At 71.1% G+C, this 17,176-nt stretch carries 14 protein-coding genes; 2 read left to right on the top strand and 12 right to left on the bottom strand.

All coding sequences use genetic code 11. The annotated features are described in order from the left end of the window. Positions 1-6: 6 nt before the first annotated feature. From ACWIDW_RS00070 to ACWIDW_RS00030, 9 genes are all read right to left on the bottom strand, one after another. A complete protein-coding gene (locus ACWIDW_RS00070; protein WP_454121944.1) occupies positions 7-1,074 on the bottom strand; it encodes a glycosyltransferase in 1,068 nt (355 codons plus the stop codon). Between the two features lie 121 nt (positions 1,075-1,195). Beyond that, a complete protein-coding gene (locus tag ACWIDW_RS00065; protein WP_454121943.1) occupies positions 1,196-2,812 on the bottom strand; it encodes a RecQ family ATP-dependent DNA helicase in 1,617 nt (538 codons plus the stop codon). Between the two features lie 166 nt (positions 2,813-2,978). Continuing rightward, positions 2,979-4,451, bottom strand: a complete 1,473-nt coding sequence (locus ACWIDW_RS00060) for an LCP family glycopolymer transferase (protein ID WP_454121941.1) — start codon at positions 4,449-4,451, stop codon at positions 2,979-2,981. Next, the gene (purE, locus tag ACWIDW_RS00055; protein ID WP_313354700.1) at positions 4,448-4,915 is read right to left on the bottom strand and encodes a 5-(carboxyamino)imidazole ribonucleotide mutase; all 468 of its coding nucleotides are present in this window, start codon (positions 4,913-4,915) and stop codon (positions 4,448-4,450) included. Before purE ends, ACWIDW_RS00060 begins: the two co-directional genes overlap by 4 nt. 101 nt (positions 4,916-5,016) lie before the next feature. Beyond that, a complete protein-coding gene (locus tag ACWIDW_RS00050; protein ID WP_454121939.1) occupies positions 5,017-6,138 on the bottom strand; it encodes a 5-(carboxyamino)imidazole ribonucleotide synthase in 1,122 nt (373 codons plus the stop codon). A 63-nt stretch (positions 6,139-6,201) separates the two neighbouring features. Next, the gene (locus tag ACWIDW_RS00045) at positions 6,202-6,747 is read right to left on the bottom strand and encodes a PH domain-containing protein (protein ID WP_454121938.1); all 546 of its coding nucleotides are present in this window, start codon (positions 6,745-6,747) and stop codon (positions 6,202-6,204) included. Positions 6,748-6,804: 57 nt separating this feature from the next. Then, positions 6,805-7,563: a biotin--[acetyl-CoA-carboxylase] ligase gene (locus tag ACWIDW_RS00040; protein ID WP_454121936.1), complete on the bottom strand. Its 759-nt coding sequence runs from the start codon at positions 7,561-7,563 to the stop codon at positions 6,805-6,807. Continuing rightward, positions 7,563-8,834, bottom strand: coding sequence for a CDP-glycerol glycerophosphotransferase family protein (locus tag ACWIDW_RS00035; protein ID WP_454121935.1), 1,272 nt, complete (start codon positions 8,832-8,834; stop codon positions 7,563-7,565). The genes ACWIDW_RS00040 and ACWIDW_RS00035 overlap by 1 nt, the downstream gene beginning before the upstream one ends. A 31-nt stretch (positions 8,835-8,865) precedes the next feature. Further along, on the bottom strand, positions 8,866-10,089 hold the full coding sequence (locus ACWIDW_RS00030) for a hypothetical protein (RefSeq protein ID WP_454121933.1): 1,224 nt from the start codon (positions 10,087-10,089) through the stop codon (positions 8,866-8,868). 117 nt (positions 10,090-10,206) lie between these two features. Here ACWIDW_RS00030 and ACWIDW_RS00025 point away from each other — a divergent pair, with 117 nt between their 5' ends. After that, positions 10,207-11,226, top strand: coding sequence for a glycosyltransferase family 2 protein (locus ACWIDW_RS00025; RefSeq protein ID WP_454123214.1), 1,020 nt, complete (start codon positions 10,207-10,209; stop codon positions 11,224-11,226). 168 nt (positions 11,227-11,394) lie between these two features. Here the strand turns inward: ACWIDW_RS00025 and ACWIDW_RS00020 are convergent, their stop codons facing one another. The 3 genes from ACWIDW_RS00020 to ACWIDW_RS00010 all read right to left on the bottom strand — a co-directional run bounded on the left by ACWIDW_RS00020 (position 11,395) and on the right by ACWIDW_RS00010 (position 15,730). After that, positions 11,395-12,831: a CDP-glycerol glycerophosphotransferase family protein gene (locus ACWIDW_RS00020; protein ID WP_454121931.1), complete on the bottom strand. Its 1,437-nt coding sequence runs from the start codon at positions 12,829-12,831 to the stop codon at positions 11,395-11,397. Then, complete coding sequence (locus ACWIDW_RS00015) at positions 12,828-14,081, bottom strand: CDP-glycerol glycerophosphotransferase family protein (protein ID WP_454121930.1); 1,254 nt, start codon at positions 14,079-14,081, stop codon at positions 12,828-12,830. The genes ACWIDW_RS00020 and ACWIDW_RS00015 overlap by 4 nt, the downstream gene beginning before the upstream one ends. Positions 14,082-14,152: 71 nt before the next feature. Next, the gene (locus ACWIDW_RS00010; RefSeq protein WP_454121928.1) at positions 14,153-15,730 is read right to left on the bottom strand and encodes a trypsin-like peptidase domain-containing protein; all 1,578 of its coding nucleotides are present in this window, start codon (positions 15,728-15,730) and stop codon (positions 14,153-14,155) included. A gap of 98 nt (positions 15,731-15,828) precedes the next feature. Here ACWIDW_RS00010 and ACWIDW_RS00005 point away from each other — a divergent pair, with 98 nt between their 5' ends. After that, the gene (locus ACWIDW_RS00005; RefSeq protein WP_454121927.1) at positions 15,829-17,028 is read left to right on the top strand and encodes an aminotransferase class I/II-fold pyridoxal phosphate-dependent enzyme; all 1,200 of its coding nucleotides are present in this window, start codon (positions 15,829-15,831) and stop codon (positions 17,026-17,028) included. The last annotated feature ends 148 nt before the right edge of the window (positions 17,029-17,176 follow it).

The raw sequence follows: 17,176 nt of genomic DNA, 5'->3' as shown, positions 1-17,176 counted from the left end.
CGACTCTCAGAGTTCCGCGTGCAGTGCCCACACGCGCTCGGCTGAGCTCGCCCACGAGAACGCACGTGCCCGATCGGCGCCGAGTACACGCAGCCTCTCGCGCCCCGAGCCCAGCGCATCGATGAGCGCGTCGTCGAGCTGACCGGCGGGCACCACAGCTCCCCCGTCCGCGATCACGTCGCGGTGCACCCCGGAGTACACGGCGACGATCGGCACGCCGAGCTCCATCGCCTCGACGAGCCGCCACGGCCAGGCCGATGCGGTCGAGGTCGCCACGACTGCGCCGGCTCCCGCGAGCAGCGCGGCTCGTGAGGAGTCATCGAGCTCATCGGTGATGTGCGTCCGACGCTCAGGAAGGCCCACCGACGCAGCCAGATCGATCAGTTCAGTGGCCGCACCTTCTCGGACGTCCACCACCACCGCATCCACCTCTGCACGCGCAGCAGCGCGGAAGCCGTCCGCGAACGACTCACCGTCGCCCGTGATCACGATGTAGCGCTCCGGCAGCTGCAGGTCCGCCCGCAGCAGTGCGGCATCCTCCGGCTCACGGAAACCCATCGGCGCAGCACCCGCGATCACGCGCACGCGGTCACCGAGCGGAGCGATCTCAGCAACCCGCTCTGCGATCGCATGTGACGGCACGACCACCGCATCCGCGTGCCTGACGGCTCTCTTCAGCATCGCGCGCTGCCACACGACGCTCGTCTTCGACAGCGTCTCCGGAGCCTCCCACGCGCACAGGTCCCAGAGCGTGACCGTCGTCTGGTCGTTGTCGTGCAGTCGGTCGTGTCTCACCAGCGGTGCGAGCAGGGTGGGCGAATGGATCAGCCCGCCGCCGACTCCGACCGCGATGCCCATCTGCCAGGCGGCGGCCAGCTCGCGCCGCGCGAGCGGCAGCGTGCGCACCTCGCGCAGACCGGGGATCGGCGCCTCCGCGCCGTTCGGCGCGATGCCCGAGACGACGCAGCCACGCGGCGCGGTGCGGATCAGCCCCTGCGTCAGCCCGCGAGCCGCACCCGCCAGATCGGCGTCCACGCCGACCTGGTCGATGACGACACGCAGCTGAACAGTCATGGTTTCAGCGTAGCCGCGACCTGAACCGCGCTCGAACGGCGCTCCGGGCGCCGAGCCGTGCCCGCTGCATACTCCCAGCTGTCGCACGCACCGCCCCGAAAGCGAGGAATCGACGTGCTCCTCAGCGCTGGAGCTCGAGCAGCTCCTTCTCCTCGACGAGTTCGAGTGAAAGCACTCGATACCCTTCGGCGTCGAAGAACACGGTCATCCGGTCGTCCTCGACAGACATCACGGTGCCGGGTCCCCACTCGCGGTGCCTCACGACGTCGTCGACCTGAAAGCCGCCGTCGTGTCCGCCGTCGGTCTCATCGTCGACGACACCTGCCGCACACGTGTCGCAGGTGCCGCACGGCTCCGCCAGCTCTTCCCCGAAGTATCCGAGGAGCACCTGACGGCGGCACCGGCGCGTCTCGGCGTACGAGCGCATCATCTCGATCCGGGACTGATCGATGCGCTCGCGCTCCTCGACGCGCTCGAGCGCGTCCGAGACCGCCCTCGTCGCGTCGCGAGTGAGCAGCCGGGCGCCGGTACGGCCGATGCGCACATGCCCGGTGTCGGACAGCAGAGCGAGCAGCGCGGTCACGCGTCGGGCTGAGAGTCCGGATGCCTCCGCCAGCTCTGCGCGCCTGCGGGAGCCGCCGTCGAGGGCGCGCAGCAGCCGGCGGATCTCACCGCCCGCGGGCTTGCGTCCCGCGAAGTACTTCCGCAGCGCGAGATCCTCGGGACGGAAGTGCAGGGTCGCCTGGGCAGGCTCGCCGTCCCGGCCGGCGCGGCCCACCTCCTGGTAGTACGCGTCGACCGAATCCGGCGCATCGGCGTGCACCACGAAGCGCACGTTGGGCTTGTCGATGCCCATCCCGAATGCCGAGGTCGCGACCACGACATCCAGCCGGTCGTCGAGCAGATCCTCGTGCGCCTGGGCCCGCGACTTCGCCGGCATACCCGCGTGATAGGCGGCCGCGCGCAGACCGCGCTCCTGCAGCTGCTGCGCGTACTGCTCGGTGTCACGTCGCGTTGCGGTGTAGACCAGGCCCGGCTTCGGCAGCTCGACGACCTCGTCCACCACCGCGGCTCGCTTGTCGGCATCGCGGGTGTGCCGCCGCACGGTCAGCGTGATCTCGGGTCGGTCGAGCTCGCCGATGCTCTCGAACGGATCGCGCAGCCCGAGCCGCCGCGAGATCTCGGCGCGCACCGGCGTCGATGCCGTCGCCGTCAAAGCCATGATCGGCGGGCGCCCGAGGCGCTCCGCGACGGCGCCGAGCATCAGGTAGTCGGGTCGGAAGTCGTGGCCCCACGAGGCGATGCAGTGCGCTTCGTCGACGACGAGCAGAGAGACGTCGAGCTCGGCGAGGGCCGACAGCACCTCCTCCTTCGCCAGCTGCTCGGGGGCGAGCAGCACGAACTCGGCTCGTCCCGAGCGCAGCATCCGCCACGCCTCGCGCTTGCGGCGCGCCCCACCCGCGGAGTTGAGCGCGACGGCGGCGGGTGCGTCGGGCGCGCTCTCGATGCCGACCAGCTGATCCTCCTGCAGCGCGATCAGCGGCGACACGACGACGGTGACGCGCTCGCGCAGCGTGGCCGCGATCTGGTACATCACCGACTTGCCGTAGCCGGTCGCGAGCACGCCGAGCACGTCGCGGCCGGCCACGGACGCCTCGATCGCGTCGCGCTGGGCGGGCTTGAGCTGGTCGATTCCGAAGGATTCGCGGGCGACGCGATCGATGTCGTCTGGGATCACCCGCTCATTCGATCGCAGGAGGCCGGTCGACGCGACAGGGTTGCGTGAGGAGGCGGGACGGCGTAAGTGATTCGACGGGGGCGGGGGCCAAGGGGGTCAGGGCCCTTCGGCAGGCTCAGGGACCCAAAAACGGCTCAGGGACCCAGGGTGTCAGGGGGCCAAGCGCTCAGGGGGTCGGAGTCGCGGTGGGCGTCGGCGGGTGCAGCGCCTGCTGCACCATCTCGTGGATCTGCGCGAAATCCGGCTCGTGCTCGTCGACCCCGAACTCGGGAGTCAGCTCGATCTGCGCGACCGGCTGCTCCTTCGCCTTCATGACCAGGTCGAAGAACTCCGGCAGCTTGTCACGCGGCATGTCCGTCTCGATCAGCGCCGTACCTGCAGCCGCGATCTCGTTGAACCGGCCCAGCACGTTGCGCGGCGTGAACTGGTCGAGGATGGCGACCTGCAGCTGACGCTGGCGCTTCATGCGATCCCAGTCGCTGGTCGTGTAGCGCGAGCGGGCGTACCACTGGGCGGTGTCGCCGTCCATATGCTGCGCTCCCGGCTCGATCCAGCCGGTCGCCCACTCCTCGGCGGGCTCGCCGGGATACGACGGACCGCCGCCCTTCGGCAGCCGCTCGGTGACCTCGATGTCGACGCCGCCGAGCGCATCGATGAGCTGCGCGAACGCGTTCATGTCGGCGAAGACGTAGTACGGGATCTTGATGCCGAGCACACCCTCGGCCGCGTCCTTGGTGGCCTCGATCTCGGGGGTGGATCCGTGCGCCGCGGCATCCGGGTAGAGGCCGGCGCCGTCGTCGTCACGGCACACCTGCACCGCGTTGGTGAGCTGGTTGATGCCGGGGCCCCAGCCGCACTTGCGGTCGTCGTGGCCCTCGAAGTAGTTGCGGTAGTCGAATCCGACCAGATCGGGATCGCGCATCGGGCTGTCTTCCGCGAACGGCACATTGGGCATGTCGCGCGGGATGCCGGTGATGGTGACCGCGCCGGTCGAGGCGTTCACCGAGACGACGGAGATGCTGTCGAATCGCATCGAGTCGCGCCCGTCACCGCTGTCGGCGCCGAGCAGCAGGATGTTGTAATAGCCGTCGCTGGGCGGCAGGCTCGGCCCGCTGCTGCCGAAGATGGTGCCGATGGCACCCCGGCTGGATGCCGTCACGGTCGACGCGTAGACCGCCGACGAGGCGGCGAGCGTGAGCACCAGAACGGATGCCACCGCCATCGCCCACCGCGAGAAGACCGGCACCCGCACCAGGCGCACCAGCCGCAGGGTGTCGACGGTCAGCACGATCCACAGGATCGCGTACCCGATCAGCAGCACCTGCACGAGCGTCAGCGCGAGAAACGACAGCGGCCCAGTGACGAACCACACCAGCGCGTCCTGCGCGAACAGCCCCATCCCCGCGCCGACGATGAGCAGGAACCACCCCAGCAGGGTGGCTCCGAGCCCGAAGCGCCCCAGACGGCGGTTGCCGGCGAGCACCTGCGCCGAGCCCGGGATGAGGGCGTTCAGCGCCACGAGCCACCATCCGCGACGGCTCATGACCGACGGGTCCGACGTGTCGGGGTGCCGCAGCGGCCGGGTCTCGATCAGCGGCCGCCCGCCTCGCGCCGGGGCGTGCGGTGCGGCCAGGGTCACAGCGAGTCCTTCAGCCGCTGGTTCTTCTGCTCGACCTGCTGCTCGAGGTCGCGCGCGTACGCCTCGACCCGATCAGCGAGATCGGCGTCGGAGGTGCCCAGGATGCGCGCCGCGAGGATGCCGGCGTTGCGCGCCCCGCCGATCGAGACGGTCGCCACCGGGATGCCGGCCGGCATCTGCACGATCGACAGCAGCGAGTCCATTCCGTCGAGGTAGGCGAGCGGCACCGGCACGCCGATGACCGGCACGGCGGTGACCGAGGCGAGCATGCCCGGCAGGTGCGCTGCTCCCCCGGCCCCGGCGATGATCGCCCGGATGCCGCGGCCGCGCGCCTCGCGCCCGTAGCTCATCAGCTTGTCGGGAGTGCGGTGCGCCGAGACGACCTCGACCTCGTGCGGGATGCCGAAGTCGGTGAGCGCCTGGGAGGCGTCGCTCATCACGCGCCAGTCGGAGTCGGATCCCATGACGACGCCGACGAGGGGCGTGCTGGCGGAGTGCAGTGGCTCAGTCACCATGACAGGCTACGATGCGCCGCTGGGAGAAGGTCGCAACGGCACGCGCGCGCTCAGACGAACAGGCCGGCCGCCGCGCGGGCGGTGTAGACGACCTCGTCGAGGTCGTCACCCGAGACGTTCACGTGCCCGACCTTGCGGCCCGGACGCGGGTCTTTGCCATAGGTGTGGATCTTGGCATCCGGGTACTCCTGCATCGCGGGCGCGAAGCGGTCGGCGAGCGAGCCCTCGGCCGGTCCGCCGAGGATGTTGATCATCACCGTCCACGGCTGACGCGGCTCGATGCGCCCGAGCGGCAGATCGGCGACCGCACGCAGGTGCTGCTCGAACTGCCCCGTGGTGGCGCCGTCCTGGCTCCAGTGCCCGCTGTTGTGCGGACGCATCGCCAGCTCGTTCACGAGGATGCGATCGTCGTCGGTCTCGAACAGCTCGACAGCGAGCATCCCCGTCACGCCGATGCCCTCGGCGATCCGGCGGCCGATCTGCTCGGCGAGCGCGATCACGCGGTCGGTGGTGCCCGGGGCCGGGGCGATGACCTCGGCGCACACGCCGTCGCGCTGTACGGTCTCCACGACCGGGTACGCGGCCATCTCGCCGCCGGGCCGTCGGGCGATCTGCTGGGCGAGCTCGCGGCGGAACGGCACCAGCTCCTCCGCGAGCAGAGCCCCGCCGTCGGCGGAGGCGAACCAGTCGGCTGCCTCGGCGCCCGAGCGCACGACCCGCACGCCCTTGCCGTCATAGCCGCCGCGCGGCGTCTTCACGACCGCTCCCCCGCCGTGCTCGTCGATGAACCGCTGCAGCTCGTCGGCGTCGTGCACCGCCGCCCACTCCGGCTGCGGCACGTCGAGCTCGGCCAGACGCGCTCGCATGACCAGCTTGTCCTGCGCGTACTGCAGGGCGTCGGGGCCCGGATGCACCTGCGTGCCGTCGGCGACGAGCGCGCGCAGCACCTCCTGCGGGACGTGCTCGTGATCGAAGGTGATGACGTCGACGTCGCGCGCGAACGCACGCACGGTCTCAAGGTCGCGGTAGTCGCCGACGGCGGTCGCAGCCAGCTGCGCCGACATCCCCTCGTCTTCGGCGAGCACCCGGATGTCGAGCCCGATCTCGACCGCCGGAGCGATCATCATCCGAGCCAGCTGTCCTCCGCCGATCACACCCACGCGCACGGTCATGCAGCGCCCCTTTCGTCGCCTCCATTCTCGCGCACTCCGTCGCGGCCGGAAGACGATCGAGGCTCAGTACCCCCGGCTCGCGGTCTGCGCGTCGCGGTGGGCGAGGATCTGATTCACCTCGACCTGATCGGCGAGCACCTCGTGCACGAGGCTCGCCATGGGCACGTTCACCAGCCGCACCGGCTCATCGGCGCCGTTGCTCAGCGTGATCGTCCCCGCACCCCACATCCGCTGCAGCGGGCCGCGGCGGATGCTGATCGAGTAGCCGCGCATGTGCGACAGCTCGCGGCGGCGGCGTGAGCCGAGCCCGTCCCGCACGATCACCCGGCGGGTGGTGATCGTGAAGGTGCGCGAGATCCAGAACAGGAACGGCATCACCACGAGCAGCAGCACGACGATGCCCGCCGCGGCGAGCAGCATCCAGTTCTCGAACGGGGCGGGCAGGTTGTCGTAGAGGTAGCCGGTGGCGCCGGCGGTGGCGATCAGCAGCGCAGCCGGCCAGAACAGCCGGCGGGCCTGACTGCGCAGACGCGCCACGAGCAGCTCTTCGGCGGGCGCACCCGGCGGCGGCATGTTCGGCCTGCCTCCGAGGGTCACGGGCTGGGTCACCCCTCCATTGTGCCTGCGGCGGCGCGGGTACGCGGAAGGCCCGCCGGGCGCGTCGGCTCAGGCGAGTCGGGCGTGCACGACGTCGCCGGACGCCACGGCGTGCTCGGCCCCGTCGACGTCGACCACCAGGCATCCGTCGTGCTGCAGTCGCACGGCGCGGCCGCGCAGCGTCTCGCCGTGCGGCAGGGTCACCTCGACGTCACGGCCGAGGCTGAGACAGCGCTTCTCGGCGTCGCGGTGGAGTCCGGATGCGATGGCGCCGACCCGGGCCAGCTCGGCGACCCGGTCGCGCAGGGAGGTCAGGTAGTCCGAGAGCAGGCGGTGGATGTCGGCCTTCGCCTCGAGCGCGGCGAACGACGTGGCCGTCGACACGGGCAGCTGGTCGGTCGTCATGGCCGTGTTCACGCCGCTGCCCATGATCACGCCGTGCGGGGTGACTTCGGCGAGGATGCCGCAGATCTTGCGCCCGTCGACGAGCACGTCGTTGGGCCACTTCAGCCCCACGTCGTGCGCCGGCAGCTGGGCTGCCACGGCATCCGTCATCGCCACTCCCGCCGCCAACGGCAGCCAGCCCCACGCGTCGCCGTCGGCGGGCAGATCGCGCAGCAGCACCGACACGGCGAGCGCAGCGCCCGGTGGTGTCGTCCAGGTTCGATCCAGCCGCCCGCGGCCGGCGGTCTGCGAGTCGGTGACGACCACGGCGAGATGCCCGAGCCGCTCGTCGGCGAGCCGCTCGCGCATCTCGGCGTTGGTCGAGCCGCACGAGTCGAGCACGATGAGCGGGTCGGCGAGCGCATGCGCGCGGGGCAGCCGCATCAGATGTCGCCCTCGTCGTTGTCCTCCGCCCCGGATGCCGCGGGGCCGACCTCCCGGGCGTGCCAGTCGTCCCATTTCTGCATGAGCTGCTCGATCGCGCCGTGGAACTTCGCGGTGGCGGCGCCCGGGGTGGTGTCGCCGAAGTAGTGCTGCACCCAGTGGCGCAGCCGCGCGACGGCCTCGTCGTCGGCGGCGACCCGCTCGACCTCCTCGACGATGCGCCCGGCGCCCTCGACGGTGAGCCACTCGCACGCCGACAGGTACCCGGTGGTGTCGATCGAGGCGCGCTCGTCGGCCGGGCGCGTGATCAGCAGCGGCTTGCCCGCGGCGAGCCGGTCGTACACCATCGCCGAGATGTCGACCACGGCAACGTCGGCGGCCGCCAGCTGCCAGCCGAGCTCGGGGCCGTCGTCGTGTACGTGCTGCGCGCGGGGGTCGGCGGCGTTGGCCTGGTCGATCGCGGCGAGGATGCGGCGGTGCGCCGCGCCGTACTCGTCGTCGACGACGCCGCTGCGGGGATGCGGACGGTAGATCACCCGGTGGCGCCCCGTGGCGAGCAGCCGGGTGACCAGCATCTCGCCGTGCGACGAGATCGAGCCGTAGTGCGCCGAGGGGCGATCGCCCTCCCAGGTCGGCGCGTACAGCACGACCATGCGCTCGTCAGGGGTGTACGGCAGGGTTCCGGAGTAGTGATCGGCCTGCGGCCGGCCGATCTCGATCGTGCGCGTGTCGAGGTCGTAGTCCCACAGGGTGCGGCTGAGCCGGTCGCGGGCTGCTTGACCGGCGATCAGGGCGTAGTCGTACGCCTTGTACTGGTTCGTGGTCATGTACATCTTGTCGGACTCGCCGTGGTTGATGAACACGTGCCAGCGGCGGCCGTAGCGGAACATCTGGAAGTTGCGGGTGTTCTGGTTCACGTACAGCACGACGCGGATGTCCTGCTCGGCGATGAACCGCTCGAGGTCGCGCACCGTGGGCACGAAGGCGACCGGAGGGGCGTCCTCGGCGATCAGTCGCTCTGCGCCGGTCGCGCTGCGGGCGAGCACGACGACGGGCCACCGCTTCGCGAGCTCTGCGAGCGGGCGGTACCACTGACGCATCTGGTACATGTTGACCGCGCCGTCGGCGAAGTACACCGCGACGCGGTAGTGACCGTGCGGGTGGGGGCCCTGTGCGATGAGGCGGCGCCTCACCCGCTGCACGGCCGATCGGGAGGTCAGCGCCTTCTGCAGCAGTCGATACGCCTTCTTGCCGTCTGAGACCACACCCATCCCTCCAGGATACCGGCGGTAGCGACCGCCCTCAGGAGTCGGGATGCCCGGCGGCGGCGTCCCAGAGCCGATCGATCGCGGCTTCGAAGCGCGCGGTCGCGGCTCCCGGTGACGTGTCGCCGAAGTAGCGCGTCGACCAGCGGCCGAGACGCTCGATCGCCTCCGCGTCGATGCGCACGCGCTCGATCGCGGCCGCCGCCTCGGTGCGCGCGGCGGTGGCGCTCAGCCACTCGCAGGCCGAGAGATAGCCGCTCTCGTCGATCTCCGCCTCCGCGCTCACCGGGCGGGTCACGAGCAGCGGCCGCCCGGTGGCGAGGCGGTCGTAGATCATCGCCGAGACATCCAGCACGGCGACGTCTGCGACGGTGAGCTGCCAGCCGATGTCGGGGCCGTGGTCGTGCACGTGGTGCGCGGCGGGATCGGCGGCGTTCGCCTCGGCCAGCATCGCGATGATCCGCTCGTTCGCGGCGCGGTACTCGGCATCCATCACCCCGGTGCGCGGATGCGGACGGTAGATCACCCGGTGCCGGCCGGTGGCCAGCAGGGCCTCGACCAGGGCGACGCCGTGCGTGCGCACCGATCCGTACGCCATCGACGCCCGGTCACCCTCCCAGGTCGGCGCGTACAGCACCACCGTGCGCTCATCGGGCGTGAACGGCACGTCACCGGCGAAGTGGTCGGCCTGCGGCCGGCCGATCATGCTCGTGCGCGCGTCGACGTCGTACTCCCACAGCGCGTCGAGCAGTCGGTCGCGCGCGGCCTGCCCGGCGATGAACGCGTGGTCGTACGCCTTGTACTGATTGCTGCTCATGTAGACCTTGTCGGACTCGCCGTGGTTGATGAACACGTGGATGCGCCGGCCATAGCGGAACATCTGGAAATTGCGCGTGTTCTGATTCACGTAGAGCACGATGCGGATGTCCTGCTCGGCGAGGAACGCCTCGAGGTCGGTGACCTCGGGCACGAAGGCCACCGGCAGCGCGTCGTCGCGCAGCAGCGCCTCCGCCCCGCGCGCAGAGCGCGAGAGCACGACGACGGGGTGCCGGTCGGCGAGGCGCTGCAGGGGGCGGTACCACTGACGGATCTGGTACATGTTCACCTCGGTGTCGGCGAAGTACACCGCGATGCGGAAGTGACCGGCCGGCAGGGCGGGTCTGATGGCGAGCGCCTCCCGCACGTTCCGCCGCGCCTGGCGCAGCCGCATCTCACGCCGCACCAGCCGGACGGCCTTCTTCGCATCTCGGAGAACGTCCATCCCGGGACGCTATCGAGGCAACCTCCGAATCGTCCGTGCTGACCCGCCGAAGGCGCATGACATGATCGACACGTGCAGGATGACGACAGGATCACCTCCGCCGGCGTCTCGTTCGTGATGCCGGTTCTGAACGAGCGCGACTACCTCGAGCACGCCGTGCGCTCGGTGCTCGAGCAGGACATCGACGGTCCTGCCGAGCTCGTGCTGGCGCTGGGACCGTCCAGTGACGGCACGACGGAGCTGGCCAGACGCCTCGCCGACGACGACCCGCGGATCATCCTGGTCGACAATCCCGCAGCGCACATCCCCGTCGGCCTGAACGCCGCGATCCGCGCCAGCCGGCACCCCACGATCATCCGCGTCGACGCGCATTCCGAACTGTCTCCCGGCTACGCCCGCCGCGCCCTCGAGACGCTGCAGCGCACGGGCGCCGCGAACGTGGGCGGGATCATGCGCGCCGACGGGCGCACCCCGTTCCAGCGAGCCGTCGCGCGGCTGTACAACTCCCCCGTCGGGCTCGGCGGCGGGGCGTACCACGGCAGCGAGCACGAGGGCGAGGCCGAGTCGGCGTACCTGGGCGTGATGCGCCGAGACGTGATCGAGCAGGTCGGCCTGTTCGACGAGACGATCCGCCGCGGCGAGGACTGGGAGCTGAACCTGCGGATCCGGCAGGCCGGTCATCTGGTGTGGTTCGACCCCGCCTTGTCGGTCACGTACTGGCCGCGCGAGAGCTGGCCGCGGCTGGCCCGGCAGTTCCGCGCCACGGGCGCGTGGCGGGGCGAGCTGGTGCGCCGCTTCGGGCGGCGCAACGGACTGCGCTTCTTCGCGCCGCCCGTTCTGGTCGTCGTGACCGCGATGGCGGTGCTCATCGGCATCCTGCAGCTGCTCGGGGTGCTGCGCGGCGTCGCCGCGGTGGTCGCGTCGGTGATCTACCTGCCGCTCATCGCGTACGCCCTGCTGGTCATCGGCGTCGGCCTCGTGAGCCCCGGCGGCATGCGCCAGCGACTGTGGACGATGGCCGTGCTGCCGACCATGCACCTCTCGTGGGGGCTCGGCTTCATCGGTGGCGCGCTGCGCGGTGCCGGCGACACGGTCGACGCGTCGCGGCTGGGATCGCGGAACACGCCGCTGCCGTAGCTGTCGGGTGGGGCGCGGGCCCTTCGGCAGGCTCAGGGACCCATCGGGGTCGGCTGTCAGGGGTGAAGGCAGGGCCCTTCGACAGGCTCGGGGGCCCATGTGGGCTCAGGGCCCTTCGACGGGCTCAGGGACCCAAAAAACTCAGGGGTTTGAGGTGAGCCCGAGGGGTCAGGGGGTGAGCCATCCCTGGTCGAGGATGCGCGACACGACGCGATCCGCGGCCTGCCCGTCATCGCGTCGGTTGAACTGCGCGCGCCACGCGGCGTAGCGCTCACGGTAGGCCTCGGGCACCTCCGGCTCGTCTATCGCACGCACCAGCTCGTCCTGACTGTGCACGAGCGGCCCCGGGGCGCGCTCGGCGAGATCGAAGTAGAACCCGCGCAGCTCGCCACGGTAATGCTGCAGGTCGGGCACGAGGAAGAACATCGGCCGGCCGGTGACGCTGAAGTCGAACATCACCGACGAGTAATCGGTGACGAGCACATCGGCGATGAGCAGCAGCCGGGCCGTCTCGGGGTACCCGGTGACGTCGATGACCCTGGCGCCGGTTCGATCGCGCCCCGGCCGGATGGTGCGCGAGTGGCCGCGCACCAGCACGACCGAGTCGGTCTGCTCGGCCAGCAGCTGCGGGTCGACGAAGTCGACCATCTCGGAGCGGTCGTCACGCCACGTGGGTGCGTACAGGATGACGCGCTCGTCGTCGCCGATGCCCAGGGCCTCGCGCACGGGAGCCGGGTCTGCGTTCACGAGCACGTCGTTGCGCGGGTAGCCCTCGACCCAGATCGGCTTGCCGAAGAACGCGTACGCCTTCTTCAGGATGCGTGCGGCGTACGGGTTCTGCGCGAGCAGCACGTCCCACCGGCGGGACTCCTTGACGACCGCCGCCATGCGTCGCGGGTCGAAGCCGGGCCGGTGCAGCGCGAGGCGCTTGAGGGGCGTGCCGTGCCAGGTCTGCAGCACGATCTGCCCCGGCTTGCGCACGAACCGGCGCCGCAGCCAGTCGTTGACGACGAGGATGCGCGACTCGGCGCGGGCTCGCCACCAGTCCGGACCGCCCTCGACGACGGGGATCGCTCCCGGCGGCACCTCGACCGACAGGTCGGTGACGCTCCAGTACCTGGTCACCGCTGGTGCGCGCTCGGCGAGCACGCGGTCGATGGCCCGCGGATTGCATCCGGCGGTCTGTCCGTAGAAGCTCTCGAAGAAGACCGCGTTCTCGCCGGCGCCGATCTGTGACGCGTATCGCTGCTCGAGCGTGCGCTGGCCTTCCGGGGTCTCGTAGATGGGGGCGATGGGCGCGGCGATCACGGCATCCGGTCCGTGCACCTCGACGCGAAGACCCGGCAGCAGGGTGGGCTCGATCTCGACGCCGTCGAGGTCGACGCCCTCCACCGTCAGCCGGTACGCACCGGCCGGCAACGGCAGTGACTCCCCTCCCCACCGCGAGGTGTGCAGCGGCAGGGTCGCCTTCCACGTCTTGCCGCCGCCGGTCATCCGGGCGGAGACACGAGCTCGCGGCCCGACGAGGTCGGCGGATGCCGGGCGGGCACCGGTTCCCGAGACGATCAGCGTCTGCGTCTGCTCATCGATGCGAGCCGTGGTCATCGTGCTCCCTTCGGCGCGGGGATGCCGCGCGCGCGGATGGCCTGGTACACGCGACGGGCGTTCTGCCCGTCGCGATGCGCGTGCATGTGCGCACTGAGTTCGGCCGAGCGCGCCGAGCGCTCCGCCCTGACCGCGTCGTCCGAGAGCACGGCGTCGAGCTGCTCGAGAGCCGCCGACCAGTCGGCGGCGTGATCGTCTCCCGCGACGTCGGAGTACGGGCCGTAGAAGCCGCGCTCGCGGGCGTACTGCTCGGCATCCGGCGCGAGGTACACGACCGGCATCGCCAGCAGACCCACGTCGTAGGCCATCGACGAGTAGTCGGTGATGAGCACGTCCACCCTCGGCAGCGCCGGGGTGACGTCGACGAGCAGATCGGAGTTCAGCATCCGCACCCGTCCACTCGACCACGGCGGCGCGTACGCGCCGGCGCCGAGCGGATGCGACCGGATGAACAGGATGGCGTCGTGCTTCTCGAGCAGCCGGACGATCTCGACCCACTGCGCGGCGGTCGGCACCGCAGGGTCGGGGGCGCCGTCGCGCCAGGTCGGCGCGTACAGCAGCACGCGCTGACCGGAGAGGACAGGACCGGTGCGGGTGAGCAGCGTGGTGGCGGTCGCGCGCCGCTGCGCCTCGGACCCCTGCGAGAGCACGTCGACGCGCGGCTCGCCGGTCACGACGACCCGGTCGTCGCCGAGCCCGAAGGCCGACTCCAGCCGGCCGCGCGAGCGATGCGATGCCGCGGGCAGCACCTGGATGCGCTGCGCCGCGCCGCGGTACATCGTCGTCAGCAGCCGGCGCAGCACGGCGGCGCCCGGCATCCACGGGGGAACCTGCGCGGTGACCGGCGAGTCGAGCCCGATGCGCTTGAGCGGGATGCCGTGCCAGAGCTGCACGACGAACGCGTCGCTGCCGCCGTATCGGTTCACGTCTCCAAGCCCGTGCGTGACGATGATCACGCCGGCGCGGATCGTCGCCCACCAGCCGCGGATGCCGTCGCGCGGGACGGTGCGGATGCCCAGGGCTCTGGCGTCATCGGCATCCCGGGAGGAACGCGCGAGCCACAGCACGCGGTGCCCCTCGTCGACCGTGACGCGGTACAGCGCGAGGGCTCCGTCGCCGACGCCGGCGCCGCAGCCGAACACCCATCTGTCGCCGCGCGGGATCAGCAGCGCGGCGATGCGCCCTGCGGCATACAGCGGCATCCGGAGCAGCTTCGCCGCGTTGCCGGAGCCGAATGAGAAGGACGCCACCTCGCGAGCCTATCGCGGGGCGGCGTCCTTCTCGGGGAGTCGGCTGGGCCGAGCTGTCGGCTGGGCCGAGCTCAGAGCTTCAGCTCGCCGAGCGTCACCTTCGCCTCGTACGTCTTGCCGGAGCGGACGTAGCTCAGCGTCGCCTCGCTGCCGGCGGCCGCGGCGCGCACCTGCGCGGTGAGGTCGCTGGCGCTGGTGATCGGCACACCGTTGAACCTGGTGACGACGTCACCGCGCTGCAGGCCGGCCGCCTCCGCTGCACCGCCCGGGGTCGGGGTGTCGATCACGGCACCCGCGACCGACGCGTCCTTCACGCTCGAGGCGTTGCGCACGGTGGCGCCCAGCAGGCCATGGGTGGCTGCGCCGTCGGCGATGATCTCGTCGGCCACGCGCTGGGCGATGTTCGACGGGATCGCGAAGCCGAGGCCGATGGACCCCGCCTCGCTCGAGGACGACGAGCCGCCGGCCGTGGCGATCGCGACGTTGATGCCGATCAGGCTTCCTTTGCTGTCGACGAGCGCACCGCCCGAGTTGCCGGGGTTGATGGCCGCGTCGGTCTGGATGACGGCGATCGAGATCGACTGCTTCGCCTGCTGCTGGCCCAGGCCCGGGATGTCGAACTGGAACGGGTTGCCGCTGCCGCCCTGCTCGCCTTCGCCGTCGGGCTGCGCCGAGTTGTCGGGGAGCGCCGACGAGGCGACCTCGATGCTGCGGTTCAGCGCGCTGACGATACCCGTGGTGACCGAGTTCGACAGGCCGAGCGGGGCGCCCACCGCGACGGCGGTGTCGCCGACGTTGAGCTTGCTCGAATCGGCCATCTCGATCGGCGTGAGGTCCTTCGCGCCGTCGAGCTTGATGACGGCGAGGTCGTACACCGGGTCGGTGCCCACGACGCTCGCCTGGAAGATGCGACCGTCGGAGGTGGTGACCCGGATCGTCGGGTCGGCGGCCGCGCCGCCGAGGGTGACCACGTGCGTGTTGGTCAGCACGTGACCCTCCTTGTCGAGGATCACCCCGGATCCGCTGCCCGACTCGCTCGAGCCGGCGACCTCGATCGTGACCACCGACGGCAGCACCTCGGTGGCGATGGCCGTGGTCTCGTTGACCGAGCCGGGGTTGTTGACGGTGACGCTCTGCCGGCCGGTGGCCGACTGCGATGCGGGCCTGTCGAACACAGACGTGCCGATGGCGCTGCCCCCGAACCCGGCGACCCCGCCGACGAGCGCCGCGGCGAGGATGAGGCCGGCGACCTTCACCGGTCCGCCGCTCTTCCTCTGCTGAGGATCGTGCGACCCGGTCTGTCCGGTCGGCGCGGCGACCAGCGTCGGGTCGAGGCTGAGCGTCGGCTGCTCGGAGGGCGCCGGCGATCCGTTCGGGTACGGCGGCACCGGCATCCCGGGCTGGGCGGCGCCGTACGCAGTGCCACCCGGCTGGGCGCCGTACGGTGCCTGGGCGGCGTGCCCGAAGCTTCCGCCGGGCTGAGGCGGGGTGCCGTACGGCGCGCCCGGCTGCGGCGATGCGGGTGCCTGCCACCGCGACTGGTCGGAGCCGAAGTGCGAGGGCACGTGCTGACCCGGCGTCGACGACGGCGGGTTCTGAGCCGAGGCCTCGGGGTTCGAGGGCTGGTCGGGGGTGCTGTTGTCGTTCATCTTCTGCTCCTTCTCCAATGCCCTCTCAGAGTGACAACCGAGTCTGTGCGTTTCGTATGCCGCCGATGACATTCACCTATGGTCTTAGCCTGTTCTGCATGGATGTCATACCAGGAGCATGGCGCCGCACTGCCGCGGGGGCCGGTCTGCTCTCCCCGGACGGACGGGTCGCCCCCACCATCTTCGCCGAGATGTCGGCCGCCGCGGTGAGAACCGGGTCGGTGAATCTCGGTCAGGGATTCCCCGACGAAGACGGTCCGCCGCAGGTGCTGGAGGCGGCGAGGGATGCCATCGCGCACGGCGCGAATCAGTATCCGCCCGGGCGCGGCATCCCGGATCTGCTCGCCGCGGTGAGCGAGCATCAGCGCCGCTTCTACGGACTCGAGGTCGATCCCGACACCGAGATCCTCGTGACCGCGGGCGCGACCGAGGCGCTGACCGCCACCCTGCTCGCGCTGATCGACGGCCCCGACGACGAGGTCGTCGTCTTCGAGCCGTACTACGACTCGTACGCGGCCGCCGTGGCGCTGGCCGGTGCACGGCTGCGCACCGTCGCGCTGCGCCGCCCCGACTTCCAGCCCGATCTCGACGAACTGGGCTCGGTGGTGAACGACCGCACCCGGCTGATCCTCGTCAACGATCCGCACAATCCCACCGGCGCGGTATTCACGCCCGAGGTGCAGGCCGAGGTCGTGCGCCTGGCCGCGCAGCACGACGCGGTGATCGTCACCGACGAGGTGTACGAGCATCTGTCGTTCCACGCGCCCCACGTACCGATCGCCACGCTGCCCGGCGCCGCCGAGCGCACCCTCACGATCTCATCGGCGGGCAAGACGTTCTCGACCACGGGGTGGAAGATCGGCTGGGTGCACGGCCCGGCAGCTCTCATCACCGCGGTGCTGACCGTCAAGCAGTTCCTCACCTACGTGAACGGGTCGGCATTCCAGCCTGCGATCGCGGTGGGGCTGCGCCTGCCCGACGCCTACTTCGATGAAGCGGCGGCCACGATGCTGCGCAAGCACGAGCTGCTCGGCGACGCGCTGCGCACCGCCGGCTTCGAGGTGTTCGCCCCGCAGGGCGGCTACTTCACCGTCGCGGATGCCACGGCGCTGGGCGGCTCGGACGCCGCGACGTTCTGCCGCGCCCTGCCGGAGCGGGCGGGGGTCGCGGCGATCCCGATCAGCGCGTTCGTCGCGCCGGAGAACCAGGATCGGTACGCCGGCCTGGTGCGCTTCGCCGCGTGCAAGCGCGTCGACGTGATCGAGGAGGCCGGCCGCCGGCTGTCCGCCCTGCGCTGACGCCGCGGTCACAGGCCCCGGGCCCCGCGGCCCGATACGTTCCGGCCCCGCGGCCCGATACGTTCCGGCCCCGCGGGCCGATACGTTCCGGGGGCCGACACTCCAGATGTCGGACGCTTCACGCGGATCGGTCCGACATCTGGAGTGT

Source organism: Microbacterium sp. NPDC055312, assembly GCF_053645675.1.
The sequence above is the reverse complement of the archived record's forward strand: the minus strand, read 5'-3'. Positions and strand labels throughout refer to the sequence as shown.